Origin of the sequence: Citrobacter sp. RHBSTW-01044, assembly GCF_013781945.1 — a bacterium.
Lineage (GTDB): Bacteria > Pseudomonadota > Gammaproteobacteria > Enterobacterales > Enterobacteriaceae > Citrobacter > Citrobacter braakii.
In genome coordinates this window covers 4,183,976-4,210,952 of sequence record NZ_CP056180.1, presented here as the reverse complement: position 1 = coordinate 4,210,952, position 26,977 = coordinate 4,183,976, and the positions used below count along the sequence as shown (strand labels likewise).

Here is a 26,977-nt window from a genome sequence, read left to right as displayed (position 1 = left end):
CTGTTTTTTTTTCAGACAATAAATGCGGCTAGCTGTAAGGCTGATAAGCGAAGCGCCATCAGCCATTTCATGTTATGAGCCCTGAGCGACCACTTTGATTTCAACCATCCCGATCCCCAGCTTACGCGGCGAGTGGCCGAGAATATTGCCCTCGTTGGTGGCGACCGGATCGGGCGGGACAATCACCAGCGTATCGGCATCTGCCGGGTTATCAAAATGCAAGGTAGTGGTAGTGACATCATGGCCTAACACCAGCGTCTGTTCCTCGTGGCCAACGCGTACGGGAATAGGGCGATTGGCGTTGTCGCCGAAGGCTTTCGCTGTAATGACCAGATCGAATTTCTTCGGCAGCGGGGCCTTGTACTCGATGGTCACCTCTTTGCTGAGCTGCGCATTGGACCAGCGCCCCCAGGATTCGGGGCGTGATATGCCGCTAAACTGTTTAACCTCTTCCGGCGCGCCCGCCACGTTGAAGACGAAGCTGTCGGCTTTGTAGCGAATGTCGTTATCGACAATTTTCAGCGTATCAACGTTACCTTTGTAGCGCTCCATGTCGATCATCGTGTCTTTAAACACGGTTTTACTTTTCCATTTGGCTTTGTCGACGTGCTGCACGATTTGCTGCCCGCCTAACTGGCCTTGCGATACGCACCAGTCGGTGGAGAGCGCCAGCTCCGGGGCCCATAGCTGCGCCATTTTGTAGCAGCGATCAACCCAGACAAAGTTATCTCGCGGCGCGAAATCTGCCAGTTGGAAGCGCAGCGGGGCCGAGTATTCGCTTTCCGGCAGCGGCTCGACGCGTTTGTCCGATACGCGCAGCAGCAACGGCAGGCGGAAATGGCTGCCGGAGAAAGAGATCATGTTTTTGTCCTGGTCGACGGTGAACTCTTTCATCTCTTTCGGGAAATTCCACAGGCGGATGATATCGGGCTTCCACGCCAGCATTTTTTCTTTGATGTTCAGGAACACTTCAGACACGGATTCGCTCGACAAACTGCTGCGGCCAAGACCGATAAAGTTATCGCCACCGAGAATATCCAGTACCGTTGCCCCGTTATCCATCGTGTTACGCTTCACCGCCAGCGTCTCCTGCTGTGGCTGGTCGCCGCGCAGCACGAAGAACAGGTTGTTGCGATCCTGCTTGTTCAGATACTTCCATGCGGTGTTGTTCATCGCCAGATGATCGGAAGAAACCACGATAACGGTATCTTTGAACCACGGTGAGGCTTTGATCTTATTGATAAATTCGGCAATGTTTTCCTGGCTGCAGCTGACCGCGCTGAAGGATTGGTTGGCCTTCCCGTCGATGTCATAACGTTTACGGTTGCAGCTACGTGAGATAAATCCATCTGGATGATGGGTATCCACGGTCAGCGTAAATAGTGAAAAGCGCTGGCCCGAACGTGAAAGCTCTTCGAATTTTTTCCACGCTTCATCCAGCACGGTATCGTCGTAGAAGCCCCAGTCGTTGCGATAGGCCGGGTCCGCAACCACGCTTTTTAACTCTTCCGCACCGTAGAGATGATCAAAACCGTGAGATTTCAGGAACACGTCTTTGCCGGCAAAGCGCAGGTTGGCTCCCTGCACAAAGTAGTTTTGATAGCCGGAGTTTTTCAGGATATCGCCCAGACAGATATTGTTGGGGAAGAAGCTGGAGACCGACGCCGAGGCGTTGCCTTCAAACGGCGCAAACAGCGGAATACCGCACTGGGAGGCGACCATGCCAGCGATGGTGTAATCGGTACCCGGCAGTTGCATGGTATTGCTGAAATCCAGCCCTTCGTTTTTCAACGCACCGAGTTCCGGGGTCAGATCCGGGAACGCGTCATTGTTAAAATAGGTGCGCTCGAGGCTTTCGCCATAGATATAAACCAGATTCAGCTTCGGGTTGGGAATCGTTTTTGACGGCTCTTTATAATAGGTTGGGAAATCCGGATCGCCATCGCGCGACTGCGACTTTACCAGTTCGGTTATCTGGTGAAACGCCGGGCTGGCATCTACGGAGGCCAGCGCCAGCAGCAGGGCCAGCAGACTGTAACCCACATGATGCGGATGATGGCGACGGCGGCGCAGAATCCAGCCGAGAGCGACAAAAACGGTCGTCAGGACCAGCGCAATCCCGACACCAGGTAAGATATATTTTCCAATTCCCGCGCCGGTCAGGCTGTTGGTCAGCGTGTACAGAACCGCGTCATTGATACCGTCGCCGGTGAAATAGTCACTGGCATACAGCGTGATATTCAAGACAATAAAAATCCCCAGCACCGTTAACGTGGCAGCAAACCACCAGGTATTGCGACCCGCTTTCCAGGCGTAAATCAGCACTGAAGCGAGAAACAGAGTGATGGAGATGAGTTCTGACAACGATCGATCCTCAGTAAACCGGGCAAACGCCAGGCAGGCTAATGATTTTGGGAAAGCACAATGTAATAGCGATGTTGCATTGCTGCAATTGTAGTGACATTAAATTACGTTGTTATTCAGAATTGGTTTAGATATGCGTGTTTTTTGCGGGGATTTACTGATTATTTGACGTGTGAATTTTATGGGGAGCAGGTTGATGCCGCGCAGGATATACGCGGCATGTCGTGCGTCAGGAAATGAAGTTCATACCCTGTTTTAACACCAGATCGCAGGCCTTGGTTTTTACCTGCTTCGCCAGCGAGCTGTTGCCAATTGTGTTCAGGTCCAGTTGTTGACCATCTTTGGCGTTGAGCAGCCCCTGAATGCCGTCCATATAGTTGGTGTCTTGTTTCTGCTCTGGAGCACTGAGGCCTAGTTTATCCAGCACCTGGTTTTTGACGTTCTGCGTGTCGGTGACCGAGGCCAGTTTCTGTTTCGCGCAATATTCCAGGATCCCGGCGGCGTTATTCATGCTGCTGGAGGTCAGCGACTGATTGCTGCCATTCAGTAGACTGGTCAGGGAAGAGAGCGACGAGCCGCCCTGCGAGCCGGAGCTTTGTTTGCTCAGTTCGCTGGCCGCGCTGGAGAGCGAATCCTGCCAGGAGGCGGCGAAAACGCTGGTCGAGATGAGCGTGCTGGCGGCAAGCGCACAGCACAGCAGACGTTTGGTTGTTTTCATCATTATATGCAACTCGTGTTATGCCTTTTCAGCGCAGTATAGCGCCGGCAGTCTTAGGAGTGGTCCTAATACGTTAATACTCTTTACCGGTTACCCGACTACGGTAGCTTTCCCAGTTAAAAATCACCCACAGGCTGTTGCCAAGGCGCATACGGTCCATTACCCGCTCGCCCAGCAGTTTGTTCATTTCATCCATATTGCTGTTGGTCAACATACCGGTCGGGCGTTTTGAAGACGAGCGGCGATCGACGATCTGGTTGATGATCACCTTTTCATAGCGGGATTCGGTCTGCACGCCGATTTCGTCGATCACCAGCAAATCGACATTGCTGAGATCGTTGAGTAGCTGTTCTTCGCTGGTTTCACGGTTGCTGAAGGTATCTTTCATGGCTGACATAATGTCCGCAACGGTGATAATCAGCACCGACTTGCCGCGCAGCAGCAGTTCGTTGCAGATAGCGGCGGCCAGATGGTTTTTGCCGGTGCCGGGCTTGCCAGAGAAAATAAAGCTGGCGATGTTGCCGTCAAACTCTTCAACGTACTGGCGAGCTTTGCTCAGGGCGTTCATCTGACCTTCGCATTCCACCCGATAGTTATCGAACGAACAGTTCTGATGCAGTGGACGAATACCGGAACGGTTGAATGTGCGCTGCATTTTCATGGCCCGGTTTTCACGGGCCAGCGCTGCGGCGCGAATTTCACCTTGCTCTTTTTGCCATGCCAGCAGCTCCTCGCCCGTTTTAAAGGCTGGCTCGACATTAGCCGGCATCATTTTTTGCAGACGTTTCATCAGGTCGCCAACGTTTTTCATCGTTATCCTCTAAAACCCGGTGGAATATGGTTGTCAGGCTCGCTGACACTGTTCACATCGCGCTTCGGCATTCCGCCATTGCTGGCCCGGCCAATCTGGATGCTGCGTGCCAGTTTTTGCTGCCACTGAATATGGTGAAAGACTTTGCCTTCGGCCTGCCAGTAGGCGACAAATGAGGCCAGTTCCTCGGCGGTGACCGGTTCTCTTAACGCCACGCCCCACAGGGCGGCCTGGCGCTGAAAGTCGGCATCGGGCTGCCAGTCAGCGTACATCGCAAATTTCCCCATTGGCACGACAACAGGAGCGGTTTGCGGCTCTTCATAAAATTGTGCATCCAGCGTCACATCGCTTCCCGGGCGTGACAGCTTCTCTTCAAGCGCTAACAACTCGGCCAGTCGTGCAGGCGTCACCGCGTAAAATGCTGGCGCGTTATTGGCGAATACGGCTACGGCGCCGCCCGCAGACCTGGCCAGCACCGTGTGGTGATCGTGTAGTAAGGCGTCAATGCTAGTGACGTCCGGCGTCAAAATTTTGCTGGGCATAATGTTTCTCAATACTGAACAACAACCGAGAAGGGGACTGCTTTTATAGTAACACAGAGAAGAAGGAGAGCAGCAGATGAGGGGACGATTCCCCTCTCTGCGAGGGCTAACAAAGCGTGCCGCTAAACGCGCGGGCGTTTGCGATACAGCCATAATCCCGGTACGGATAGCCCGATGGAGAGCGCTCCGACAATCGATGAGGCTTTCAGGAAATTGGTCAACAGCGTGATCATCAGCGCTTCGCTGTAACCAAAATGGCCGATTTTTACCGCCGAGATCATGGCGGTATAGGCAGAGATCCCAGGGAACATGGGGATTACTGCCGCAACGGTGAAGACTTTCGGATGCGCCAGATACCAGCGTGACCACTGGATCCCAATGCAGCCCACCAGTAGCGACGCCATAAAGGTTGACCATTCGATATTAAATCCTGCGCTCATCATCACCATTCGTGAACCGTGGCCGAGTGCGCCGAGTAACGCGCACCAGGGGAGCGCCCGATGTGGTACGTTAAATACCATGGCAAAACCAAGCGCAGGTATTGCCGACAGGATCATGTCCTGCATTAGCGCCAAAATGAAATCGATCACGCCCATCCGCGCAGCCCCCATAAGGTCATCGACATGACTACGCCAATGCAGGTCGCCAGCGTCAGCAGACTGGCAATAGCCCAGCGAGCGAGCCCAGTATTAATGTGTCCCTTAAACATATCCGCGACGGAGTTGATCAACGGAAAACCCGGAACCAACAGCAGCACGCTGGCGGCCATGGCGATGGTTGGAGTGTGGTTAAACGTCGGCAACGTCAGCAGCAGACCAGAAATCGAGGTTGCCACAAACGCAGTAATGCAGAAGTTGATTTGCGGGTGCAAATGCCGGGACGCCAGAATCTGGCGAATATACATCGCCACCATACTGGCGAAAAAGGTGATCACCGCGCCATCCCATCCGCCATTATTGAGTTTACAAAAGCAGGCGCAGGACAAGCCGACCATAAAGGCGACCAACCATCTTGGATAGCGCAGCGGCTTAATCTGGCTAAAGCGTTTCTCAACGCCTTTAACATCCAGCAGTTTGTGTTCCGCCAGAATAACGATGTGCTGCACCTCCGTCACGACGTGCATGTTAATTCCGCGATCCTGATTTTTTCGCGTTGAAGTCAGGCACTGCCCGTCTTTAATGGTGGTCAGGACGATGGCGTTAGAGGAGATAGCGCTTTCTACGCTATCCATGCCAAGCGCCAGCCCGAGGCGGGTGGATAGCTCGTCAACCAGCGCACTTTCTGCCCCATGCTGAAGTAAAAAAAGACCGCATTGAATACATAACCGTGTAACCGTTCGCTGTGACGACTGCTCTGTTTGCATGACTCGCTCTGACTGAAAAGGATCTCTTTGCGTGGCGGATGTCTTCTTTTTATCATGAAGCATGATCCTGTTGGCTCTGGCTAAGATCAATCTTTGCGTCGAAAAAAGATGCAGATCGTACGTCTGATGCGTTTGCACACCTCACTTGCTTATCAATAAAGACAGCGCTTATGAAAATGTAATGTTATTTATCAGGATGGAAAATACGTAAGCAACGCTAACGATCTATTGTAGTTCTTTTAATTGTACAAAGAGTGTATTCATGAGTAATTATTGGCATGATGGTTCAATAGTTTGATGCTACTGGGATTGTAGCGGTATAACTTTGTTTATAAATAAAAGCCAAGGATAAACAATTCACCTCGTCTATTTTTTAGGGTTTCCTGTTAATTAATACTTTTAATTTATCAGGGGATTTTTAATAAGTGCGAATACGGACTGGTGAGTGTGGAGGAGATATGTTGCCAGGACGCTGCAAAAACGCAATTATTATTAGTAAATTACCGATCGTACAAACCGGACTTAAAGGTGTAATGCAGGGGCAGTTCGCTGATTATGAACTTACCTACTGCCGCTCCGTCGAAGAATTGACGTTGCTGCAGCTGCGTTGTGCCGATTTGGTGATTGCTGATTTATCCGGAGACTGTAATCATCCACGTTCAGTCTGCGAACAGTATTATTCTTTATTATCTCAATACCGCGATATTCACTGGGTATTTCTCGTTTCTCGTGTTTTTTATCCGCTGGCCATTGAATTGCTGATGTGTCCTGTCAGTTCGCTGTTATCTGATGCCGAGACGATTGAAAGTTTGGTGAATGTTATTCACGCAGGAAATAGCCGTGCCGAGAGAATTAGCAAGTCGCTGCTCTCTCCGCCCGTGATGCCAGAATTAGCAGACCATAGCGCCCGCTCAATTGTACTTACCCTCTCGGAGAGGAAAGTGCTGAGACTCCTGGGAAAAGGTTGGGGAATTAATCAGATTGCGACATTGCTGAAGAAAAGCAATAAAACGATCAGCGCCCAAAAGAACAGCGCTATGCGTCGCTTGTCGATACATAGCAATGCAGAAATGTACGCCTGGATAAACAGTTCTCAAGGATCGCGAGAATTGAATTTACCTTCAGTTTATGGAGAAACCACGGAATGGAAAGCCGAAGCATCAAAAGAAACGTTGCGCTGGTAGAGAAGTGCGCGATGAGTAGCGTCGGTATTAAGAGCCTGTTTAATACCATGCCGGATAACCAATACGAACTTCATATCTTTTCGAGCCAGCCTGCATTTAGTCAGGCGATGTTAAAAACGTCGTTTTCGGCGGTTATTTTCTCCCTCTCTGCAATCAGAACCGATCGCAGGGCCGGGTTAGCTTATCTGACGGAATTGGCGGTAAATTTTCCGCGTATTCGCCGGGTGGTGATTGCTGATGATGACGCTGAAGCGCGATTAATCGGCTCTTTGTCACCGTTGCCGTTAGATGGCGTTGTGAGCAAATCTTCTTCATTAACGGTACTGCAGGACGCGTTATTTACGGTATTGAACGGTCCCAACCGGGGAACCGAAGGTTCTAAAAACCATTGGTATATCAATCAAAGCCGTATGCTCAGTCCAACAGAACGAGAAATACTGCGCTTTATGTCGAATGGCTATTCAATGCCGCAGATCGCTGCTCAGTTAGAGCGGAATATTAAAACCATTCGGGCACATAAATTTAATGTGATGTCCAAGCTGGGCGTGAGCTCAGATGCCGGACTGCTGGATGCTGCAGATATCCTGCTGTACCTGCGTGCAGGTGAACCTGCACCTTTTCTACAGGCGGCTTCTTAGCGGGTAATGTTAGATCGTTTCGTGCCGGGTTTCGTTATCGGCACGGAACGTGAATCATCCCTGACACACATCCACCCAGGTGGCGGAAGTCAGCTCAGCCATCCTTTCTGGCGTGATACGAACGGCGCTGTGGATGGCGCCTGCGGCGGGAAGCACTTCAGCGTAATGCTTCAACGAAACGTCGCAGTATACCGAAATCGGCGTTTCCAGTCCGAAAGGGCAAACACCGCCAACGGGATGGCCCGTCGCGTTCACTACTTCATCGCTACTCAACATACGGGCTTTGGCACCGAAAGTGCTCTTTAGCTTTTTGTTATCCAGTCGGGCATCACCTTTGGCGACGACCAGAATAATGTCGTTCTTGACCTTCAGCGAAAGCGTTTTCGCGATCTGGCCTGGTTCGACGTTATGGGCTTTCGCTGCCAGATCGACGGTAGCTGTGCTCTGATCTAATTCGATAATCTCAATATCTGGTGCATATTGCGCTAAAAATTGGCGTACTGATTGCAAACTCATTCTTCTCTCCAAATCGCCTACAGGCAGCTCCATCCAGCAGAAAACCGCATGGCGTAATTTGTCATAGGGGCAAGCTCGCTGTAAATATTTTAATGTAACAACATGGCAACATTGGCAGTTTTTCGATCGTCTTCACAATCAAAGAAACCGGTTACAGTAACCGGTTGCAGAATGCTCAAATGGCGATTAATACTGAAGTTGTCACTTCCTCTGTATTACATAATAAGAGCCATCTATGAAACTGAACTCAAAATGCAGTAGCGCTGGCGTTCCTCCTGGCACGGTTGCGAAAAGCAGTAAGGGGCTTTACGTGGTGGTGTTGATACCAGCACGGTTGCAGGGTTTTGCACAACGGGAGAACGGCTATGTCAACTAATCATGCTGTGTTTAATGTGATTTTCCGCTTCGTTGAAAATTACGTCAGCCCTGTTGCCGGGCGCATCTCTTCACAACGTCATGTGATGGCTATCCGTGATGGGTTTATTTCGGCGATGCCCTTTATGATTGTAGGCTCGTTTCTGCTGGTTTTCGCCTATCCACCTTTCTCTCCGGATACCACCTGGGGGTTTGCACGTGCGTGGCTGGATATGGCGAAACAGTTTGAAGGCCAAATCCTCACACCGTTTGATATGACGATGGGGATCATGTCAGTCTACATATGTGCGGCTATCGCTTATAACCTGGGCAAGCACTATGTGAAGTCGCATCAGCTAGATCCCTTCATGTGCGCGATGCTATCGATCATGGCTTTTTTGCTGATTGCTGCACCGAAAACCAAAGGCACGATGCCGGTTGATAGCCTGGGCGGTACGGGGATTTTCACTGCCATCCTGGTGGCTATTTACTGCGTTGAAATGATGCGCTTCCTGAAGGCGCACAACATCGGCATTCGTTTACCCGATCAGGTGCCGCCGATGATCAAAAACTCCTTCGATCTGCTGATCCCTGTGCTGGTGGTGGTACTGACGCTGTACCCGCTGAGTCTGGTGATTCAGTCGCAGTTTGACATGCTGATCCCGCAGGCCATCATGGCCATCTTTAAACCACTGGTGTCTGCAGCGGATTCTCTGCCAGCGATACTGCTGGCGGTGCTGATCGGCCATCTGCTGTGGTTTGCGGGTATTCATGGCGCGGCAATTGTGTCGGGAATGCTGCAAATGTTCTGGCTCACCAATCTCGGGATGAACCAGTCGGCGCTGGCGCAGGGCGCGCCTTTACCGCATATCTTTATGGAAGCGTTCTGGACGTTCTTTATTGTGGTTGGAGGTTCCGGCGCGACGATGGGGCTGGTGATTTGCTATCTGCGTAGCCGCTCGGCCCATCTGCGATCGATCGGGCGTTTGAGCGTTGTCCCGAGCATTTTTAATATTAACGAACCGGTGATTTTCGGTACGCCGATTGTCATGAACCCAGTGTTCTTTATTCCCTTCCTGCTGGCCCCGATGGTGAACGCAGTGCTGGCCTGGGCGGCGATGAAGCTGGATTTAATTGGGCGGGTGATTTCAGTGGTTCCCTGGACGGCCCCGGCACCGGTTGGCGCGGCATGGGCGTTAGGCTGGGATTATCGTGCGGCCATTCTGGTTGTCCTGCTGGCACTGGTGTCTGCCGTCATCTACTTCCCATTCTTTAAGGTTTACGAAAAGCAGCTATTAGCGCAGGAAAAAGAAGAAGCACAGCGTATAGAAGAAGAAAATCAGCAGGTTGCATAACTGACGGGCGAGGGGCTACGGCTCCTCGCTTACTTCAGCGTGCAGTCACCGCATTGCTGGACATCGGGCAGGCGATAGCGCTGGCAGCAGGTTCTGCGCACTAACAGTCCCTCGCGCGGAACAACGGTACGCCACAGGGGATTATCCTGACCGCAGGAGAGTTGCTTCTCAAAAAAACAGGTCTGGCGCAGTGTGGTCAGCAGTTCTTCACCTAATAACGGCTTCATTTCCGTTAAATACCAGTGAATTAAATATCCGGTGTTGCTCCAGATAAGCTTCGCATTGATCTCGCCTGTCGCTTCCAGCGCCTGCACAACCGGCGTCAGCGCCGAGAGAATCAGCGTTTCCATGCGTTGCTGAGGAGACTGGGCCGTGACCTGGTGATCCTGATGCACGTCGATCCAGAAGCAGGCAGCACGGCCTGTTTCGTGGAATTCTACGTGCATGTGTTCAGGAGAGACGTCGATGGCCTCTTTTTGCGTCAGCAGGGCCACCATGAGCGGAGGCATCATCAGGCCGATATACCACTGCGCCCAGAGAGAAATCAGCGGCTTATTTTCGCGTGGCAGCGTGGGCTGATTGCGATAAATATGGTCTGAATAGACAGCCAGCAATGAACTTAGCGTCGTTGATTGCGTCCATTCATGTAGCGTCATCGCACCTGGCACGGGCGTTTCGTCAAGACGAATGAAGTCCAGCAGGTGCTCACGGGTGTTGGCTATCGTTGCGCGTACGGCAGCAGCCAGCGAGGGCATCTTTGCAGGCAGAGGGCTACGCCAGATGACATCTTCAACGATCGGTGCGGAACGATAAGCCATGTCGATATAAGGATGTTAATCTTAATGATAATGATTGCTAATCCTATAATTGACATTGAGCGATGGCAAGATCTTTGTCGCCATCCCGGGAGACACCGCACAGATAGCTCAGGCAGAAGGGCAGTTTACCCGCAGGTCATCGCTAACCAGCGTACTGTTGCGCCCAAGGCTCTTGGCCTCATAAAGGGCTTTATCCGCTCGGGCAACAGCGGCATCAATATCCTGCTCGACCAGAGGCGCAATACCAATACTCACGGTTACGTTGGTTGCCACGCTCTCGTTAAACATGTGAGGAATTTTAAGGTCGTACACCTTCTGGCGAATACGTTCGGCGGCAGCCTGGGCCTGCTGGGGATCGACCGCGGTCAGCAAAACCATAAACTCTTCCCCACCAAAGCGCGCCACCACGTCCCGGGAGCGCACGGAGTCACGAATCGCGGCAGAGACGCGGATCAGCGCCTGATCTCCCATCATATGACCGTAGTGATCGTTATAGGCTTTGAAGTGGTCGATATCCAGCAGCAAGACGTAGTGCTTCGCGTTGCTCAAGGCCAACAGCGTATCGAGTCGGTGTTGTAGCCCCCGACGATTGTACAAACCGGTTAGCGGGTCGAGCATGCTGAGTCCGTTCAGGGTTTCCCGTTCTTCCAGCAGTTTATACATCAGCTGCTGGGCGAAGCCATCGTAGCGCTTTTGTATCACATGCTGGATGGCGATCCCGGCCATGGGCAGCGCCATAAAATAGATAATTCGCAAACCATGCTCGCTGCCATTCAGCCATAAACAGACGGCGACGGAAGGCAATGAGTGAAGCGTAAACGCGATGATATTATTGGCAAAAGCGATAGAACCAATAAACAGCACGCTGAGAAGCGCGATTAATAGAAAATAATAATCATTATGACCCAGAGCGTTATATTTCAGGAAAATATGTAATGCCCATAGCAAACCAAAAACGATTGAAATAAAAGGAAGATTAATTCTTTTATCCACATATTTCCTATGCCATGCCAGCAACAATGTACTCATCACGAGAATCAGCAATGCCGGTACTGACAACGCTTTGACGGCAAACAGGGGAAAAAAAAGCGTAAACAGTGCGGAGACTGCGTTGAGCAGCAGAAACAATCGTAAAGAGAGTTGGTATTTTTTGGTGCGCAGAGCTCGCCAGGATTGTACTGTCATAGGTAAATATTGTTAGTTATCTGCAATGTACGAAGGTGTGTTGGTAAATAAAACAAATAACGAACGGGGTATCATTCGCAGAGGTTTTTATTGTTTTTAGTTGAAAAGCTAACCAGCGAGCAATTTATCACCTTAAATTATTCATGTCATCAATCGTTAAGTAAAACTCATATAATTGATAGTGCCTCCCAGCTGACAAATGAGAAAATTTATCATATGATATTGGTTATCATTATCAATGTCATAGGTGGTACCATGTTGCAACGTACGCTGGGCAGTGGATGGGGTGTTCTGCTGCCGGGAATACTGATTGCCGGGATGGCATTTAGCGACCTGTCGGTCTACGTATGGAAGGCGATGATTGTATTAGGATTACTGTTGACTTCACTCATGCTGTACCACAAGCGTTTGCGGCATTTTGTCCTGTTGCCTTCATGTGCGGCGCTGATCGGCGGCATTGTTCTGGTGATGATGAACGGGAATCAGGGATGAACAAAACAGGGAAGAAAATCGAGAGGGAAATAAGATAATTGGTGCGAGGGGGGGGACTCGAACCCCCACATCCTAAGGACACTAACACCTGAAGCTAGCGCGTCTACCAATTCCGCCACCTTCGCACAGTCATCTTATTTTTTGATATCGCCTCGTTGGTGCGAGGGGGGGGACTCGAACCCCCACATCCTAAGGACACTAACACCTGAAGCTAGCGCGTCTACCAATTCCGCCACCTTCGCCCAGTGCGAGCAATATCAACGTGGATTATGGTGCGAGGGGGGGGACTTGAACCCCCACGTCCGAAAGGACACTAACACCTGAAGCTAGCGCGTCTACCAATTCCGCCACCTTCGCATACCATCGACACTCAAAAAAGTATCGTTACCACGGAGGCGCATTCTAGTGGTTTTCAACTTTTCGTCAATAGTTAATTGCCCAGGACGCGCTTAATTGATGTAAAAATGGGCGCTAAACGCAGGCCGTGTACACGAAGTGCCACCCCGCATTTAGCAAACCCTACCGGATGGCGGTGCAGGCACCTTATCCGGCATGGGATGGCCGTTCTACTTCTTCGCCTGACGCGTCATGATGGTGCGATAGACCTTGAAGCGACCGGTCTGCGCGATAACTTCGTGGAAGCCAAACACTTCATCCAGTACCTTCGGATAAGGCAGAAAGGCGTTCGCCACGATACGCAGTTCACCGCCGCTGTTGAGGTGGCGCACTGCACCACGAATCAGCGTTTGCGCGGCATCGAGGCTGGTCTGCATCCCGTCGTGGAACGGTGGGTTGGAGATGATCATATCAAAGCGACCCGTCACGTCAGAAAAGACGTTACTGGCGATTACGTCTCCTTCAATACCGTTGGCAGCAAGCGTTGCGCGGCTGGCTTCAACGGCGGCGGCACTAACATCGCACAGGGTTAAGCGCACTTTTGGCGAGTGGCTGGCTAAGGCGACGGAGAGTACACCTGCACCGCAGCCGACATCCAGAACTTTGCCTTTGGTGTGCGGCGTCAGCGTGGAGAGCAGCAGTTGGCTGCCAACATCCAGACCGTCACGGCTGAATACGCCCGGCAGCGTTTTGATGGTCAGATCTTCGGTCTGGTATTCATCCCAGTATTTTTCTGCATCAAAGACCGGCTGTTTTTCCAGACGACCATGGTACAGGCCACAGCGACGCGCGCTGTCGACTTTGTTCAGCGGTGCGTATTCGGCCAGCATCTGCTCTGCGCTACGTACGCCGCTGCGGTTCTCACCAACAACAAAAATATCGGTGCCCACCGGTAACAGTGACAGAATGTTCATCAACTGGAACTGGGCTTCCGGCTTATTCTTCGGCCAGTAGTAGATCAGCGTATCGCTATCGGCAACGTCATCGGCCTGGGCGACGAGGCTAAAGCGAACGTTGTCGCCCATCTGGCGGTTAAGCACCTGCCAGTGGTGAAGCTGCTGAGTGTGCGCACGGCTGGCGGCGCATTCAAAATGGGCAGGCAGGTCATCCTGCAAATCACCGGCAAACAGAATACGGCTTTGTTCGAAATCATCACTGTGGCGCAGCAAGACTTCACTTGCCGGGGTAAAAGCAGACATGGAGTGCTCCTTAAATTGTACAGCGGGGGATTATAGTTGTTTGATGGCACGGATTCGACAAATTTGCTATATTTGCGCCCCTGATAGACAGGAGTGTTTCGCTATGACATCCCGACGAGACTGGCAGTTACAGCAACTGGGCATTACGCAGTGGTCATTGCGTCGTCCCGGCGCACTGCAGGGCGAGATCGCGATTTCAATTCCTGCGCACGTCCGTTTGGTGATGGTTGCTGCACAATTACCCGCACTAACCGAACCGTTGATGAGCGATATTTTACGCGCATTAACCGTCAGCCCGGATCAGGTTTTACAACTGACGCCTGACCGTGTCGCCATGCTGCCGCAGGGCAGTCGCTGTAATAGCTGGCGGCTGGGAACCGAAGAGCCGCTGCTGCTGGAGGGCGCTCAGGTCGAGAGTCCTGCGTTTAATGAATTACGGGAAAACCCCGCGGCCCGCGCCGCGTTATGGCAACAAATCTGCGCATATGAACACGATTTCTTCCCTCGAACCGACTGATTTACCTGCAGCATTTCAGATTGAAAAACGCGCTCACGCTTTTCCGTGGAGTGAAAAAACATTTGCCAGCAACCAGGGCGATCGCTACCTCAATTTTCAGTTGAGGGTTGACGACGTAATGGCCGCCTTTGCGATTACACAGGTCGTGCTGGATGAAGCTACGCTGTTCAATATTGCCGTCGATCCTGACTTTCAGCGCCGGGGCCTGGGGCGTGAGCTACTGGAATACCTGATCGATGAGCTGGAAAAGCGTGGCATTTTGACACTGTGGCTTGAAGTGCGCGCCTCAAATGCTGCCGCTATCGCGCTGTACGAAAGCCTGGGCTTTAACGAGGCGACAATCCGGCGCAATTACTATCCGACGGCCGATGGTCATGAAGACGCCATTATAATGGCATTGCCAATCAGCATGTAAGACAAGGTGTAATGATGAAGAAGTGGGACTGGATTTTCTTTGATGCCGACGAAACGCTGTTTACGTTTGACTCGTTTACCGGCTTACAGCGGATGTTTCTCGACTATAGCATTACCTTTACCGCTGAGGATTTTCAGGACTACCAGGCCGTAAATAAACCGCTGTGGGTGGATTATCAAAACGGTGCGATTACCTCATTACAACTCCAGCACGCTCGTTTTCAGAGCTGGGCTGAACGCCTGAAGGTTGAGCCAGGCCAGCTTAATGACGCCTTTATCAATGCGATGGCGGAGATTTGCTCGCCGTTGCCAGGGGCGGTTTCTCTGCTCAATGCGATTCGTGATAAAACAAAAATCGGTATTATTACTAACGGCTTTACGGCGTTGCAGCAAATCCGCCTTGAGCGGACGGGGCTGCGCGACTATTTTGACCTGCTGGTGATTTCTGAGCAGGTTGGCGTGGCAAAACCCGATCCCCGTATTTTTGACCATGCGCTGGAGCAGGCGGGCAATCCTGAGCGTTCTCGCGTACTGATGGTGGGCGACACCGCAGAGTCCGATATTCTTGGCGGCATTAACGCCGGGCTATCCACCTGCTGGCTAAATACGCACCACCGCGAGCAGCCAGCGGGCATTCAGCCGACCTGGACTGTAGCGTCATTAAGCGAACTGGAGCGGCTCCTGTGTAAACACTGATTGCCTCCCCCCCGTTGATGGGTAAAATAGCCGCAATTTTTCGTATTCAACTTGCACGGCCTGTTGCCGTGCTTACCTAAGAAGATTTGACTATGACGTTGTCTCCTTATTTGCAAGAGGTGGCCAAACGCCGCACTTTTGCCATTATTTCTCACCCGGATGCCGGTAAAACGACAATTACTGAAAAGGTACTGTTATTCGGACAGGCGATTCAGACCGCCGGTACGGTAAAAGGCCGTGGCTCCAGCCAGCATGCGAAATCTGACTGGATGGAAATGGAAAAACAGCGTGGTATCTCCATTACCACCTCTGTGATGCAGTTTCCATATCATGACTGCCTGGTAAACCTGCTGGACACCCCAGGGCACGAAGACTTCTCTGAAGATACATACCGTACTCTGACGGCGGTGGACTGCTGCCTGATGGTCATCGACGCCGCAAAAGGTGTTGAAGACCGGACCCGTAAGCTGATGGAAGTTACCCGTCTGCGTGATACCCCGATCCTGACCTTTATGAACAAACTCGACCGTGACATCCGCGATCCGATGGAGCTGCTGGATGAAGTCGAGAATGAACTGAAAATCGGCTGTGCGCCGATCACCTGGCCGATTGGCTGCGGTAAGTTGTTCAAAGGCGTCTATCACCTATATAAAGACGAAACTTACCTGTACCAGACGGGTAAAGGCCACACCATTCAGGAAGTGCGCATTGTTAAAGGTCTGAACAACCCGGAACTCGATGCCGCCGTGGGGGAAGACCTGGCGCAGCAGCTGCGCGACGAGCTGGAGCTGGTGCAGGGCGCGTCTAACGAGTTCGACCATGAGCTGTTCCTCGCGGGCGAAATCACCCCGGTATTCTTCGGTACCGCGCTCGGTAACTTCGGCGTTGATCATATGCTGGATGGCTTAGTGGAGTGGGCGCCTGCGCCGATGCCGCGTAAAACCGACACCCGCGTCGTTGAAGCCTCAGAAGAGAAGTTCACCGGCTTCGTGTTTAAAATTCAGGCCAACATGGACCCGAAACACCGTGACCGCGTGGCGTTTATGCGCGTGGTGTCCGGCAAGTACGAGAAAGGTATGAAAATGCGCCAGGTGCGCATTGGTAAAGACGTGGTTATCTCCGATGCGCTGACTTTTATGGCCGGTGACCGTTCTCACGTGGAAGAAGCGTATCCGGGCGATATTCTGGGTCTGCACAACCACGGCACTATCCAGATTGGCGATACCTTTACCCAAGGCGAAATGATGAAGTTCACCGGTATTCCGAACTTCGCGCCGGAGCTGTTCCGTCGCATTCGTCTGAAGGATCCGTTGAAGCAGAAACAGCTGCTGAAAGGGCTGGTTCAGCTGTCCGAAGAGGGCGCAGTGCAGGTTTTCCGTCCGATCGCTAATAACGATCTGATCGTGGGCGCTGTTGGTGTGCTGCAGTTCGACGTGGTGGTTTCACGACTGAAGAGCGAATACAACGTTGAAGCGATTTATGAGTCGGTCAACGTAGCGACAGCACGCTGGGTAGAGTGTTCTGACGCGAAGAAATTCGAAGAATTCAAGCGTAAAAACGAAATTCAGCTGGCGCTGGATGGCGGCGATAACCTCACTTATATCGCGCCGACCATGGTTAACCTGAATCTCACCCAGGAACGTTACCCTGACGTTCAGTTCCGCAAAACGCGCGAACACTAATCGACCTTCAGGGCACGGTATCCGCCGTGCCCTACAACTTTTCCTGTCTTTTAAATCCCTTGCGGAATGTTCTTAAAACCTCTCGTTTTTCTTTTGTTTGCACGTTTTTTAGTCAATCTGGACTGCGATCACGAAATCCTGAACTATATTTAACAATGTGATGACATAAATGTCGGCGTTAAATGCTTTTTAGGCTGCCTGTTGCAGCTTCTATTGCTGATATTTATTCCATTTACAAGATTAGTTGCTGGCTCAAGCCGTTTTACGGCAGAGCGCAGCTTTTAGCAAACATACAGGAATACATCGATGACAATGACAGGACTTAAGATTTCTAAAACGCTGCTGGCCGTGATGCTGACCTCCGCTGTTGCAACGGGTTCTGCTTATGCAGAAAACTCCACGACGGATAAAACGCAATCCGGCGTCGAAAGTGCGGGGCAGAAAGTCGATAGCTCCATGAACAAAGTCGGTAATTTCATGGATGACAGCACCATCACTGCGAAAGTAAAAGCCGCGCTGGTGGATCACGATAGCATTAAGAGCACCGACATTTCCGTTAAAACCGACCAGAAGGTGGTGACGCTAAGCGGGTTTGTTGAAAGCCAGGCACAGGCCGAAGAGGCAGTTAAAGTCGCCAAAGGCGTTGAGGGTGTGACCTCCGTTAGCGACAAACTGCACGTACGTGATAGCAAAGACACTTCTGTAAAAGGCTATGCGGGCGATACGGCAATCACCAGTGAGGTAAAAGCCAAGCTGCTGGCCGATGATATTGTCCCTTCCCGCAAAGTGAAAGTTGAAACCACCGATGGCGTGGTACAGCTTTCAGGAACCGTTGAATCACAGGCTCAAAGCGATCGTGCTGAGAGCATCGCCAAAGCGATTGATGGCGTGAAAAGCGTCAAAAACGATCTTAAAACTCACTAATTAGACTTAATTCGTCCTCCCGACGTTTGTCGGGAGGCGTGTTGTGCACCACACTGAAAATATCGCCGATGGGCAGCCTGAGTGCTCATATCAAGCGGTGACATTAACTATGGTAAAGGAGAAGCGCATGTTTCGATGGGGCATCATATTTCTGGTTATCGCGTTAATTGCCGCTGCACTGGGTTTTGGTGGACTGGCGGGTACCGCTGCTGGCGCAGCGAAAATTGTTTTTGTGGTGGGGATCATTCTGTTTCTGGTCAGCCTGTTTACAGGTCGTAAACGGCCCTAGCGACATCCCCTTTATTCTTCAAGTTAAAGGTGCGCTGGCTACGCGTGCTCGCCCGTATCACTTACCAGAGTAAGCAGATCGGGATTTACGCCCTTGCCGCCTTCTTGTGACTCGAATTATTTTGGGGATTAACCGTAAAGATAACTTGCTACTAAGCCAGTCCACCGGACTGGCTTTTACGGTTTTAGCATCAGGCAATTTGCGTTACTTTGTTGTTCTATTACAAAAACAACAGGAAGGCAGAGGTGGGGCAGAGAATACCCGTCACGCTCGGCAATATTGCGCCGTTATCGTTACGTCCGTTTCAACCAGGCAGTATGGCGCTGGTGTGTGAGGGCGGCGGACAAAGAGGCATCTTCACCGCTGGCGTACTGGATGAATTCATGCGCGCGCAGTTCAATCCTTTTGATCTCTTCTACGGGACCTCCGCTGGTGCGCAAAACCTTTCAGCCTATCTTTGTAACCAGCCGGGTTACGGTCGTAAAGTCATCATGCGTTACACTACCCGACGTGAATTTTTTGACCCGGTGCGCTTTGTGCGCGGGGGAAACTTAATCGATCTCGATTGGCTGGTGGATTCGACCGCGTCCCAGATGCCGCTGGCGATGGATAACGCCGAGCGCCTGTTTGCCGCAGGGAAATCGTTTTATATGTGCGCCTGTCGGGGCGATGACTACACGCCAGGCTATTTTTCGCCGAACCGGCAAAACTGGCTCGATCTTATTCGTGCCTCCAGCGCGATTCCCGGGTTCTACCGCGCAGGGGTTGCGCTGGATGGTGTGAATTATCTCGATGGGGGAGTCAGCGACGCCATTCCCGTGCAGGAAGCGGCGAAGCAGGGGGCAAAAACGCTGGTGGTTATCCGCACCGTGCCTTCGCAAATGTATTACACCCCGCAGTGGTTCAAGCGTATGGAACGCTGGCTGGGCGAAAGCAGCCTGCAACCGCTGCTGAATCTGGTCCAGCACCATGAAGCCAGCTATCGCGCGATTCAGAGTTTTATTGAGAAACCGCCGGGTAAGCTGCGTATCTTTGAGATCTACCCGCCCAAACCGCTCCATAGCATGGCATTAGGAAGCCGTATTCCGGCGCTGCGGGAAGATTACAAGACCGGACGCCTGTGTGGTCGTTACTTCCTGGCAACCGTCGGCAAGCTGCTGGCGAAAAATACGCCGTTGCCTCGTCAGACGCCGAAGATTGTGGTGCCGGGACCGGTCGTGGTTCCTCCCGCGCCGGTGGCTAACGACGCTCACGCCCCCGTGGTGACCAATGCGCCTCAGGCTAACGACACGACGTTTAATAACGAGGATTTGGCGTGAGTTATCGTTTTATTGATACGCATTGTCACTTTGATTTTCCGCCGTTTACGGGCGATGAATCTGCCAGTATTCAGGGCGCGGCTGACGTCGGCGTGCAAAGCATTATCGTTCCGGCCACCCAGGCGGCAAATTTTTCCCGTGTACTGGCGTTAGCGGAAAATTACCCTCCATTGTTTGCCGCCCTGGGGCTGCATCCCATTGTTATTGAGCAACATAGCGATGACTGCCTGGAGCAGTTGCAGCAGGCGCTGGATAAGCGTCCGCAAAAGCTGGTGGCGGTAGGTGAGATTGGGCTGGATCTTTATCGGGACGATCCGCAATTCGACAAGCAAGAGCGGCTGCTGGAAGCGCAGCTTAAGCTGGCGAAGCGTTACGAGCTGCCGGTGATCCTGCATTCGCGGCGCACTCATGACAAGCTGGCGATGCACCTGAAACGCCATGCTTTACCGCGAACCGGCGTGGTGCATGGATTTTCCGGGAGCGTGCAGCAGGCCGAACGTTTTGTGCAACTGGGCTACAAAATTGGCGTGGGCGGCACCATTACCTATCCGCGCGCCAGTAAAACCCGCGAGGTAATGGCGCAACTGCCGCTGGACTCACTGCTGCTGGAAACTGACGCGCCGGATATGCCGCTCAACGGCTTTCAGGGACAGCCGAATCGCCCGGAGCAGGTGGTCAGAGTCTTTGATGTCCTCTGCGAGCTGCGCCCGGAACCTGCGGATGTTATCGCTGATGCGCTGTATCGCAATACGACGGCGTTATTTGATTTTTAATTGCCGGACGATGGATACGTCGCATCCGGCAATTACAGGTACAGCGCCGGGAAGATCAAATTATCCACTCCGCGCTCGCGCAATCCTTGCGCCAGTTGCTCCACATCCTCAGGCGTGGCGCTCGGCCAGTCCTTCGCTTCGCCGTACACCCCGTGCGCATGAAAGGCATTTAGCCGCACCGGTACATCACCTGAACGTTTGATAAACGCCGCCAGTGCATCGATATGCTGTAGATAATCCACGTGGCCAGGAATAACCAGCAGGCGCAGTTCCGCAAGTTTTCCCTGCCCGGACAAAAAGGTAATGCTTTGTTTAATCAGCGTGTTATCGCGGCCTGTCAACTGTCGATGACACGCGCTATCCCAGGCTTTTAAATCGAGCATTACGCCGTCGCATACCGGCAGTAGTTTTTGCCAGCCGGTTTCGCTCAGCATGCCGTTGCTGTCTACCATGCAGGTCAGGTGTTGCAGCTGCGGATCGGTTTTGATCGCGTTAAACAGCGCCACGATAAACGGCAACTGGGTGGTCGCTTCGCCGCCGCTGACCGTAATTCCTTCAATAAACAGCACCGCCTTGCGAATATGCTGCAGCACTTCATCAACGCTCAGGGTTTGCGCCATCGGCGTGGCCTGCTGTGGGCACATGTGCAGGCAGGTATCGCACTGCTGACATACGTCGGATTGCCATCTCACTTTCCCCGCACTCAGGCTCAGCGCCTCATGCGGGCAATGCAGGACACATTCCCCGCAGTCGTTGCAGCGTCCCATCGTCCACGGATTGTGGCAATTTTTACAGCGCAGGTTACATCCTTGCAGAAACAGAGCCAGGCGACTGCCCGGCCCGTCGACGCAGGAGAAAGGAATGATCTTACTTACTGAAGCGCATCTGCTGTTCATGGCTAATCACGCGAGGTTGTCGTTCCAGAATGCGGGTATTGCGCGCGGCTTCTTCGCCCAGCCAGGTGGTGTTGGTGCGTGAACCTTCGGCGCGATATTTTTCCAGATCCGACAGGCGTACCATATAGCCGGTGACGCGGACCAGATCGTTACCACTCACGTTGGCGGTAAACTCACGCATCCCAGCTTTAAACGCCCCGAGGCACAATTGCACCAACGCCTGAGGATTGCGCTTGATGGTTTCATCCAGCGTGAGAATGTCGCTGATCCCAGCGTGATAATACGCATGATGCGGCGCGACGGTTTGCAGGTGAGTGATCGGATCCGGCTCATCGCCGTAGGGCAGACGCGCGCCCGGCGTGGTGCCGATGTCAGAACTGATCCCTGACTGTGCGTGCAGCATTGCGCGCTGCTTCCAGCCAAATTTCACCGGGGTACTTTCTACAAACTCCGCCAGTTGGGCGCTGATGCGATAGCCGAGCTGATTGGCGACCTCGTCTTTTCCGTAGCGAGCATTCTGCCCCGCCTTGTCGCACAGCAGATTCACCGCCTCCGCCAGGCCATACATGCCGAACATAGGGACAAAACGTTCGGGATCAATCAACCCTTCCTGCACCAGGAAGCTATTCTCAAAGAAATGTGATTTTTCATAGAGGAATTCACATCGTGAATCAATGATGGCGATTTGCTGCTGGCAATAGTGCGGTAGGGTGCGCGTAAAGAAGTCATCGACAGAGGTGCTGCGCTCTGCGATGGCTTTCAGATTGAGCCTGACCAGCGTGCTTCCACCCCCGGCGAGCGGCAATGAGTTGTAACAGCTGACGACGCCATACTGACCTTTTGTGAAAATTTTATCATTTTCGGGGCCGTTGGAAATGTGCGGCTTACTGCACTCGCAGATATTTTGCGCCACGTTGAGCAGCAGGTCGTCAGGTGTAATTTGCGGATCATAAATGAACGTCAGATTAGGCGAAACCTGCTTTAGCTCTGCGTCTGCGCGTAAAATTGCACGGGTGACAGGCGTATCTGCGGGGCCGATATTGGCATGCATAAATGCGTCTGGCAGGGTTCTGTCGAGATAACGCCAGAAACGTTTTATTCGAATATCGATCTCATCTTGTGTTAGAATTCTAACATACGGTTGCAACAGAACGTCGAGCTGGCCGAGATAGACCGGCATCGAGGTGACTGACGGAACGTGGTGATACAGGATGGTGAGTAAGGATAACGCGTCATCAAGGTCCCTGGCTCCTTCCAGTTCCAGCCATGAGGAACCGTTGGCCAGAAAACGCGCGTAGTCGGGTAAAACATAGCGCGGTTTGAACGGGGCATGACCTTCATACATATCGCAGATCACCCCGTCATCCAGCGCCTGGCGAGCCTCAGCAGGTAGTTGCGGGTAAGGCAGCGCGTTTTCAGCCTCCAGCGCCAGGAAGTGGCGTTTCTGCTCAGGGCTGAGCACCGGACTGGTCACGATTTGTTGGCAACGCTGTTGCAGCGCGAGTTCGCTTGAAGTGGGCATCGTTGATTCCTTTTTATCCCGAAGGTGTAACGCCATTGTAGAAAGCAACGCCGCCACAACCTTTGATCCGGATGCGCCTGATGCCACCGCATCCCTTCTTGAAAGGTGATTTATTTGAAGTGGATCTCATTAGAGTAATGCAAATCTGTATGTGGTTTTCATTAACTGTGATGTATATCGAAGTGTAATAGCGAGCGGATGTTAGAATACTAACAAACTCGCAAGGTGAAATTTTATACGGCGATGCCGTTGGAGAATGTTATGACCGATTTAACAGCAAGCAGCCTGCGTGCACTGAAACTGATGGACCTGACCACCCTGAATGACGACGACACCAATGAAAAAGTGATCGCGCTGTGTCATCAGGCGAAGACCCCGGTAGGCAACACTGCCGCTATTTGCATCTATCCGCGTTTCATCCCTATCGCGCGTAAAACGCTGAAAGAGCAAGGCACTCCGGACATCCGTATTGCAACCGTGACCAACTTCCCGCACGGCAACGACGACATCGAGATTGCGCTGGCTGAAACCCGCGCGGCGATTGCCTACGGCGCGGATGAAGTTGACGTGGTGTTCCCTTACCGTGCCCTGATCGCCGGTAACGAGCAGGTTGGTTTTGATCTGGTTAAAGCATGTAAAGATGCGTGTGCGGCGGCAAACGTGCTGCTGAAAGTGATCATCGAAACCGGTGAGCTGAAAGAAGAGAGTCTTATCCGTAAAGCGTCTGAAATCTCCATCAAAGCGGGTGCTGATTTCATCAAAACCTCTACCGGTAAAGTGCCGGTAAATGCGACGCCGGAAAGCGCACGCATCATGATGGAAGTGATCCGCGACATGGGCGTTTCTAAAACTGTAGGTTTCAAACCGGCAGGCGGCGTGCGTACCGCAGAAGATGCACAGCAGTTCCTGGCGATTGCCGACGAACTGTTTGGCGCTGACTGGGCCGATTCCCGTCACTATCGTTTTGGCGCATCCAGCCTGCTGGCGAGCCTGCTGAAAGCGCTGGGTCACGGCGATGGTAAGAGCGCAAGCAGCTACTAATTACTCGTCATACTGCAAGCCGCAGGTGCGTTAGCTGCACTCCCTCACCCCAGTCACTTACTGTAGTAAGCGCCTGGGGATGAGCTTCCTTGCCGCTTCCTGCGACTCGAATTGTTTAGAGTAATCATTCATTGCAGTGGGTTTTCCGCTGCATTTAACCTGATTTATCGGGGGTTACCATGTTTCTCGCACAAGAAATTATTCGTAAAAAACGTGATGGTCATGCGCTGAGCGATGAAGAGATTCGTTTCTTTATCAATGGGATTCGCGACAACACCATCTCTGAAGGGCAAATCGCCGCCCTGGCGATGACCATTTTCTTCCACGATATGACAATGCCTGAGCGTGTTTCGCTGACCATGGCAATGCGTGATTCAGGAACCGTGCTGGACTGGAAAAGCCTGCAGCTGAACGGCCCGATTGTGGATAAACACTCTACCGGCGGCGTGGGTGACGTAACGTCACTGATGTTAGGCCCGATGGTCGCTGCATGCGGCGGCTATATTCCGATGATCTCCGGACGTGGTCTGGGGCATACCGGCGGTACGCTCGATAAACTGGAAGCCATCCCAGGGTTTGACATCTTCCCGGACGATGCGCGTTTCCGTGAAATTATTAAAGACGTGGGTGTGGCGATTATTGGGCAAACCAGCTCGCTCGCACCGGCGGACAAACGTTTTTATGCCACCCGCGATATTACCGCGACGGTGGATTCCATCCCGCTGATTACCGGCTCTATCCTGGCGAAAAAGCTGGCGGAAGGGCTGGATGCGCTGGTGATGGATGTGAAAGTAGGCAGCGGCGCCTTTATGCCGACCTATGAGCTTTCTGAAGCGCTTGCCGAAGCGATTGTCGGCGTGGCGAACGGAGCGGGTGTACGTACCACCGCGCTGTTAACCGATATGAACCAGGTACTGGCATCCAGCGCAGGTAACGCGGTTGAAGTCCGCGAAGCGGTGCAGTTCCTGACAGGTGAATACCGCAATCCACGTCTGTTAGACGTCACGATGGCGCTGTGCGTGGAAATGCTGATCTCCGGCAATCTGGCGAAAGACGATGCCGAAGCCCGTGCGAAATTGCAGGCGGTGCTGGATAACGGCAAAGCGGCAGAGATTTTTGGTCGCATGGTTGCGGCGCAGAAAGGCCCGACCGATTTCGTCGAAAATTATGCGAAGTACCTGCCGACGGCAATGCTCAGCAAAGCGGTATATGCTGATACCGAAGGTTTTGTCAGCGCTATGGATACCCGTGCGCTGGGAATGGCGGTTGTTTCCATGGGCGGCGGTCGTCGTCAGGCTTCGGACACCATTGATTACAGCGTTGGCTTTAGCGACATGGCGCGTCTGGGCGACAGCGTAGACGGACAGCGTCCGCTGGCGGTGATCCACGCTAAAGATGAAGCCAGCTGGCAGGAAGCGGCGAAAGCGGTCAAAGCGGCAATTAGCCTTGACGATAAAGCGCCAGAAATTACACCGACAGTCTATCGTCGTATTACCGAATAACTGTATACTGATCTGATCGCTTTTTTGCGGCGCAGATGTTGGAGAACAAGATGAAACGTGCATTTATTATGGTGCTGGACTCCTTTGGTATTGGTGCGACTGAAGATGCGGATCGCTTTGGCGACGTAGGCTCAGACACTATGGGACACATTGCAGAAGCCTGTGCGAAAGGCGAAGCTGACAAGGGTCGCAAAGGTCCACTGAATCTGCCTAACCTGACCCGTCTGGGCCTGGTGAAAGCTCACGAAGGTTCTACCGGTAAAATTGCTGCTGGTATGGACGGTAACGCGGAAGTGATTGGTGCCTACGCCTGGGCGCATGAACTCTCTTCCGGGAAAGACACGCCGTCTGGCCACTGGGAAATCGCGGGTGTTCCGGTTCTGTTTGACTGGGGTTATTTCTCCGATCATGACAACAGCTTCCCGCAGGAACTGCTGGATAAACTGGTCAAACGTGCCAACCTGCCGGGCTACCTCGGCAACTGTCACTCTTCCGGTACCGTGATCCTGGATCAACTGGGTGAAGAGCATATGAAAACCGGCAAGCCGATTTTCTATACTTCCGCAGACTCCGTGTTCCAGATTGCCTGTCACGAAGAGACTTTTGGCCTGGATAAACTCTACGAACTGTGTGAAATCGCTCGTGAAGAACTGACCGAAGGTGGTTACAACATCGGTCGTGTTATCGCGCGTCCGTTTATCGGTGATAAAGCGGGTAATTTCCAGCGTACCGGTAACCGTCACGATCTGGCCGTTGAGCCGCCAGCACCGACAGTGCTGCAGAAACTGGTCGACGAGAAAGACGGTCACGTGGTTTCCGTCGGTAAAATCGCGGATATCTACGCTAACTGCGGCATCACCAAAAAAGTGAAAGCTACCGGCCTGGACGCGCTGTTCGACGCCACCATCAAAGAGATGAAAGAAGCGGGTGATAAGACCATCGTCTTCACTAACTTCGTTGATTTCGACTCTTCCTGGGGACATCGTCGCGATATCGCTGGTTACGCTGCAGGTCTGGAACTGTTCGACCGCCGTTTGCCTGAACTGATGGAACTGGTGGGTGAAGATGACATTCTGATCCTGACCGCTGACCACGGCTGTGACCCGAGCTGGACCGGCACTGACCACACCCGTGAGCACATTCCGGTGCTGGTTTACGGCCCGAAAGTGAAACCAGGCTCTTTAGGTCACCGTGAAACTTTCGCGGATATTGGCCAGACGCTGGCGAGCTACTTTGGTACATCGCCGATGGACTACGGTAAAAACATGCTGTGATACCCGTTGTCTTTCGCGCTGTAGATGCGTTGACTTCATTCGCTCACCCCGGTCACATAGGTAATCTATGCTCCCGGGGGTTCCGAATTCGTCGCCTTCCTACAACGCGAAATCCTTAGGGTATTTGAATTCGTTTTGTCGGTTGGGTAAGGCATTGCTACCCCCCCGACAAAAACAATAAATCAAAAGGGAA

27 protein-coding genes and 3 tRNA genes are annotated in these 26,977 nt (G+C 52.4%); 15 read left to right on the top strand and 15 right to left on the bottom strand.

Features of this window, described 5'->3' with window-relative positions; genetic code table 11:
* Positions 1-72 precede the first annotated feature (72 nt).
* The 6 genes from opgB to HV352_RS20180 form a co-directional block, all read right to left on the bottom strand.
* Complete coding sequence (gene opgB / locus HV352_RS20205; RefSeq protein ID WP_181635021.1) at positions 73-2,364, bottom strand: phosphatidylglycerol--membrane-oligosaccharide glycerophosphotransferase; 2,292 nt, start codon at positions 2,362-2,364, stop codon at positions 73-75.
* Between the two features lie 229 nt (positions 2,365-2,593).
* Positions 2,594-3,085: a DUF2501 domain-containing protein gene (locus HV352_RS20200; protein ID WP_016151586.1), complete on the bottom strand. Its 492-nt coding sequence runs from the start codon at positions 3,083-3,085 to the stop codon at positions 2,594-2,596.
* 70 nt (positions 3,086-3,155) lie between these two features.
* Positions 3,156-3,893, bottom strand: coding sequence for a DNA replication protein DnaC (gene dnaC, locus HV352_RS20195; RefSeq protein WP_016155623.1), 738 nt, complete (start codon positions 3,891-3,893; stop codon positions 3,156-3,158).
* 2 nt (positions 3,894-3,895) lie between these two features.
* Positions 3,896-4,435 carry a primosomal protein DnaT gene (gene dnaT / locus HV352_RS20190; RefSeq protein WP_016151588.1) on the bottom strand — a complete coding sequence of 180 codons (540 nt, stop codon included), beginning with the start codon at positions 4,433-4,435 and terminating at the stop codon, positions 3,896-3,898.
* Between the two features lie 122 nt (positions 4,436-4,557).
* Positions 4,558-5,031, bottom strand: a complete 474-nt coding sequence (locus tag HV352_RS20185) for a threonine/serine exporter (protein WP_016151589.1) — start codon at positions 5,029-5,031, stop codon at positions 4,558-4,560.
* Entirely contained in the window at positions 5,022-5,798 is a 777-nt protein-coding gene (locus HV352_RS20180) for a threonine/serine exporter ThrE family protein (protein WP_016155624.1), read from the bottom strand. The genes HV352_RS20185 and HV352_RS20180 overlap by 10 nt, the downstream gene beginning before the upstream one ends.
* Positions 5,799-6,256: 458 nt before the next feature.
* Here HV352_RS20180 and HV352_RS20175 point away from each other — a divergent pair, with 458 nt between their 5' ends.
* Both HV352_RS20175 and bglJ read left to right on the top strand, forming a co-directional pair.
* Positions 6,257-6,982: a response regulator transcription factor gene (locus HV352_RS20175; RefSeq protein WP_016151591.1), complete on the top strand. Its 726-nt coding sequence runs from the start codon at positions 6,257-6,259 to the stop codon at positions 6,980-6,982.
* Positions 6,943-7,620 (top strand): DNA-binding transcriptional activator BglJ, encoded by a 678-nt coding sequence (bglJ, locus tag HV352_RS20170; protein WP_075847912.1) that lies wholly within the window; start codon positions 6,943-6,945, stop codon positions 7,618-7,620. The genes HV352_RS20175 and bglJ overlap by 40 nt, the downstream gene beginning before the upstream one ends.
* Positions 7,621-7,674: 54 nt before the next feature.
* Here bglJ and HV352_RS20165 read toward each other — a convergent pair whose 3' ends face one another.
* Complete coding sequence (locus HV352_RS20165) at positions 7,675-8,136, bottom strand: YbaK/EbsC family protein (protein ID WP_016151593.1); 462 nt, start codon at positions 8,134-8,136, stop codon at positions 7,675-7,677.
* A gap of 365 nt (positions 8,137-8,501) precedes the next feature.
* Here HV352_RS20165 and HV352_RS20160 point away from each other — a divergent pair, with 365 nt between their 5' ends.
* Positions 8,502-9,845, top strand: a complete 1,344-nt coding sequence (locus HV352_RS20160; RefSeq protein WP_016151595.1) for a PTS sugar transporter subunit IIC — start codon at positions 8,502-8,504, stop codon at positions 9,843-9,845.
* 29 nt (positions 9,846-9,874) lie between these two features.
* On the opposite strand, the gene fhuF is transcribed toward HV352_RS20160, so the two are convergent.
* Positions 9,875-10,663, bottom strand: coding sequence for a siderophore-iron reductase FhuF (gene fhuF, locus HV352_RS20155; protein WP_047414505.1), 789 nt, complete (start codon positions 10,661-10,663; stop codon positions 9,875-9,877).
* 108 nt (positions 10,664-10,771) lie between these two features.
* Positions 10,772-11,848 carry a GGDEF domain-containing protein gene (locus HV352_RS20150; RefSeq protein ID WP_016151597.1) on the bottom strand — a complete coding sequence of 359 codons (1,077 nt, stop codon included), beginning with the start codon at positions 11,846-11,848 and terminating at the stop codon, positions 10,772-10,774.
* 216 nt (positions 11,849-12,064) lie between these two features.
* Between HV352_RS20150 and HV352_RS20145 the strand changes: the two genes are divergently transcribed.
* On the top strand, positions 12,065-12,340 hold the full coding sequence (locus HV352_RS20145) for a DUF1435 domain-containing protein (protein WP_019078313.1): 276 nt from the start codon (positions 12,065-12,067) through the stop codon (positions 12,338-12,340).
* 39 nt (positions 12,341-12,379) lie between these two features.
* On the opposite strand, the gene HV352_RS20140 is transcribed toward HV352_RS20145, so the two are convergent.
* The 4 genes from HV352_RS20140 to rsmC all read right to left on the bottom strand — a co-directional run bounded on the left by HV352_RS20140 (position 12,380) and on the right by rsmC (position 13,935).
* Positions 12,380-12,465, bottom strand: a tRNA-Leu gene (locus HV352_RS20140).
* 31 nt (positions 12,466-12,496) lie between these two features.
* Positions 12,497-12,582 (bottom strand) — tRNA-Leu (locus tag HV352_RS20135).
* Between the two features lie 28 nt (positions 12,583-12,610).
* Positions 12,611-12,697 (bottom strand) — tRNA-Leu (locus HV352_RS20130).
* Positions 12,698-12,906: 209 nt separating this feature from the next.
* Complete coding sequence (gene rsmC / locus HV352_RS20125; protein ID WP_181635020.1) at positions 12,907-13,935, bottom strand: 16S rRNA (guanine(1207)-N(2))-methyltransferase RsmC; 1,029 nt, start codon at positions 13,933-13,935, stop codon at positions 12,907-12,909.
* A 103-nt stretch (positions 13,936-14,038) separates the two neighbouring features.
* On the opposite strand from rsmC, the gene holD reads away from it, so the two are divergent.
* From holD to HV352_RS20085, 8 genes are all read left to right on the top strand, one after another.
* Positions 14,039-14,452 (top strand): DNA polymerase III subunit psi, encoded by a 414-nt coding sequence (holD, locus tag HV352_RS20120; RefSeq protein ID WP_003837254.1) that lies wholly within the window; start codon positions 14,039-14,041, stop codon positions 14,450-14,452.
* Complete coding sequence (gene rimI / locus HV352_RS20115) at positions 14,421-14,867, top strand: ribosomal protein S18-alanine N-acetyltransferase (protein ID WP_005123887.1); 447 nt, start codon at positions 14,421-14,423, stop codon at positions 14,865-14,867. The genes holD and rimI overlap by 32 nt, the downstream gene beginning before the upstream one ends.
* A gap of 14 nt (positions 14,868-14,881) precedes the next feature.
* Positions 14,882-15,562, top strand: coding sequence for a pyrimidine 5'-nucleotidase (gene yjjG, locus HV352_RS20110; protein WP_016151600.1), 681 nt, complete (start codon positions 14,882-14,884; stop codon positions 15,560-15,562).
* A gap of 92 nt (positions 15,563-15,654) precedes the next feature.
* Positions 15,655-17,244 (top strand): peptide chain release factor 3, encoded by a 1,590-nt coding sequence (gene prfC, locus HV352_RS20105; RefSeq protein WP_047358377.1) that lies wholly within the window; start codon positions 15,655-15,657, stop codon positions 17,242-17,244.
* Between the two features lie 306 nt (positions 17,245-17,550).
* Positions 17,551-18,168, top strand: a complete 618-nt coding sequence (osmY, locus tag HV352_RS20100; protein ID WP_016151602.1) for a molecular chaperone OsmY — start codon at positions 17,551-17,553, stop codon at positions 18,166-18,168.
* A 127-nt stretch (positions 18,169-18,295) separates the two neighbouring features.
* Positions 18,296-18,457, top strand: a complete 162-nt coding sequence (locus HV352_RS20095) for a DUF1328 family protein (protein WP_003019081.1) — start codon at positions 18,296-18,298, stop codon at positions 18,455-18,457.
* Positions 18,458-18,702: 245 nt separating this feature from the next.
* Entirely contained in the window at positions 18,703-19,776 is a 1,074-nt protein-coding gene (locus HV352_RS20090) for a patatin family protein (RefSeq protein WP_049040450.1), read from the top strand.
* On the top strand, positions 19,773-20,549 hold the full coding sequence (locus HV352_RS20085; protein ID WP_016155630.1) for a metal-dependent hydrolase: 777 nt from the start codon (positions 19,773-19,775) through the stop codon (positions 20,547-20,549). Before HV352_RS20090 ends, HV352_RS20085 begins: the two co-directional genes overlap by 4 nt.
* Before the next feature lie 32 nt (positions 20,550-20,581).
* Here HV352_RS20085 and HV352_RS20080 read toward each other — a convergent pair whose 3' ends face one another.
* Together HV352_RS20080 and HV352_RS20075 are read right to left on the bottom strand one after the other, a co-directional pair.
* A complete protein-coding gene (locus HV352_RS20080; protein WP_047358375.1) occupies positions 20,582-21,445 on the bottom strand; it encodes a YjjW family glycine radical enzyme activase in 864 nt (287 codons plus the stop codon).
* The gene (locus tag HV352_RS20075; protein ID WP_019078317.1) at positions 21,417-22,967 is read right to left on the bottom strand and encodes a YjjI family glycine radical enzyme; all 1,551 of its coding nucleotides are present in this window, start codon (positions 22,965-22,967) and stop codon (positions 21,417-21,419) included. The genes HV352_RS20080 and HV352_RS20075 overlap by 29 nt, the downstream gene beginning before the upstream one ends.
* A 261-nt stretch (positions 22,968-23,228) precedes the next feature.
* Between HV352_RS20075 and deoC the strand changes: the two genes are divergently transcribed.
* The 3 genes from deoC to deoB all read left to right on the top strand — a co-directional run bounded on the left by deoC (position 23,229) and on the right by deoB (position 26,784).
* Positions 23,229-24,008: a deoxyribose-phosphate aldolase gene (deoC, locus tag HV352_RS20070; RefSeq protein ID WP_016155634.1), complete on the top strand. Its 780-nt coding sequence runs from the start codon at positions 23,229-23,231 to the stop codon at positions 24,006-24,008.
* 179 nt (positions 24,009-24,187) lie between these two features.
* Positions 24,188-25,510, top strand: a complete 1,323-nt coding sequence (gene deoA, locus HV352_RS20065; protein WP_016151609.1) for a thymidine phosphorylase — start codon at positions 24,188-24,190, stop codon at positions 25,508-25,510.
* A 50-nt stretch (positions 25,511-25,560) separates the two neighbouring features.
* A complete protein-coding gene (gene deoB, locus HV352_RS20060; RefSeq protein WP_016151610.1) occupies positions 25,561-26,784 on the top strand; it encodes a phosphopentomutase in 1,224 nt (407 codons plus the stop codon).
* Positions 26,785-26,977 lie beyond the last annotated feature (193 nt).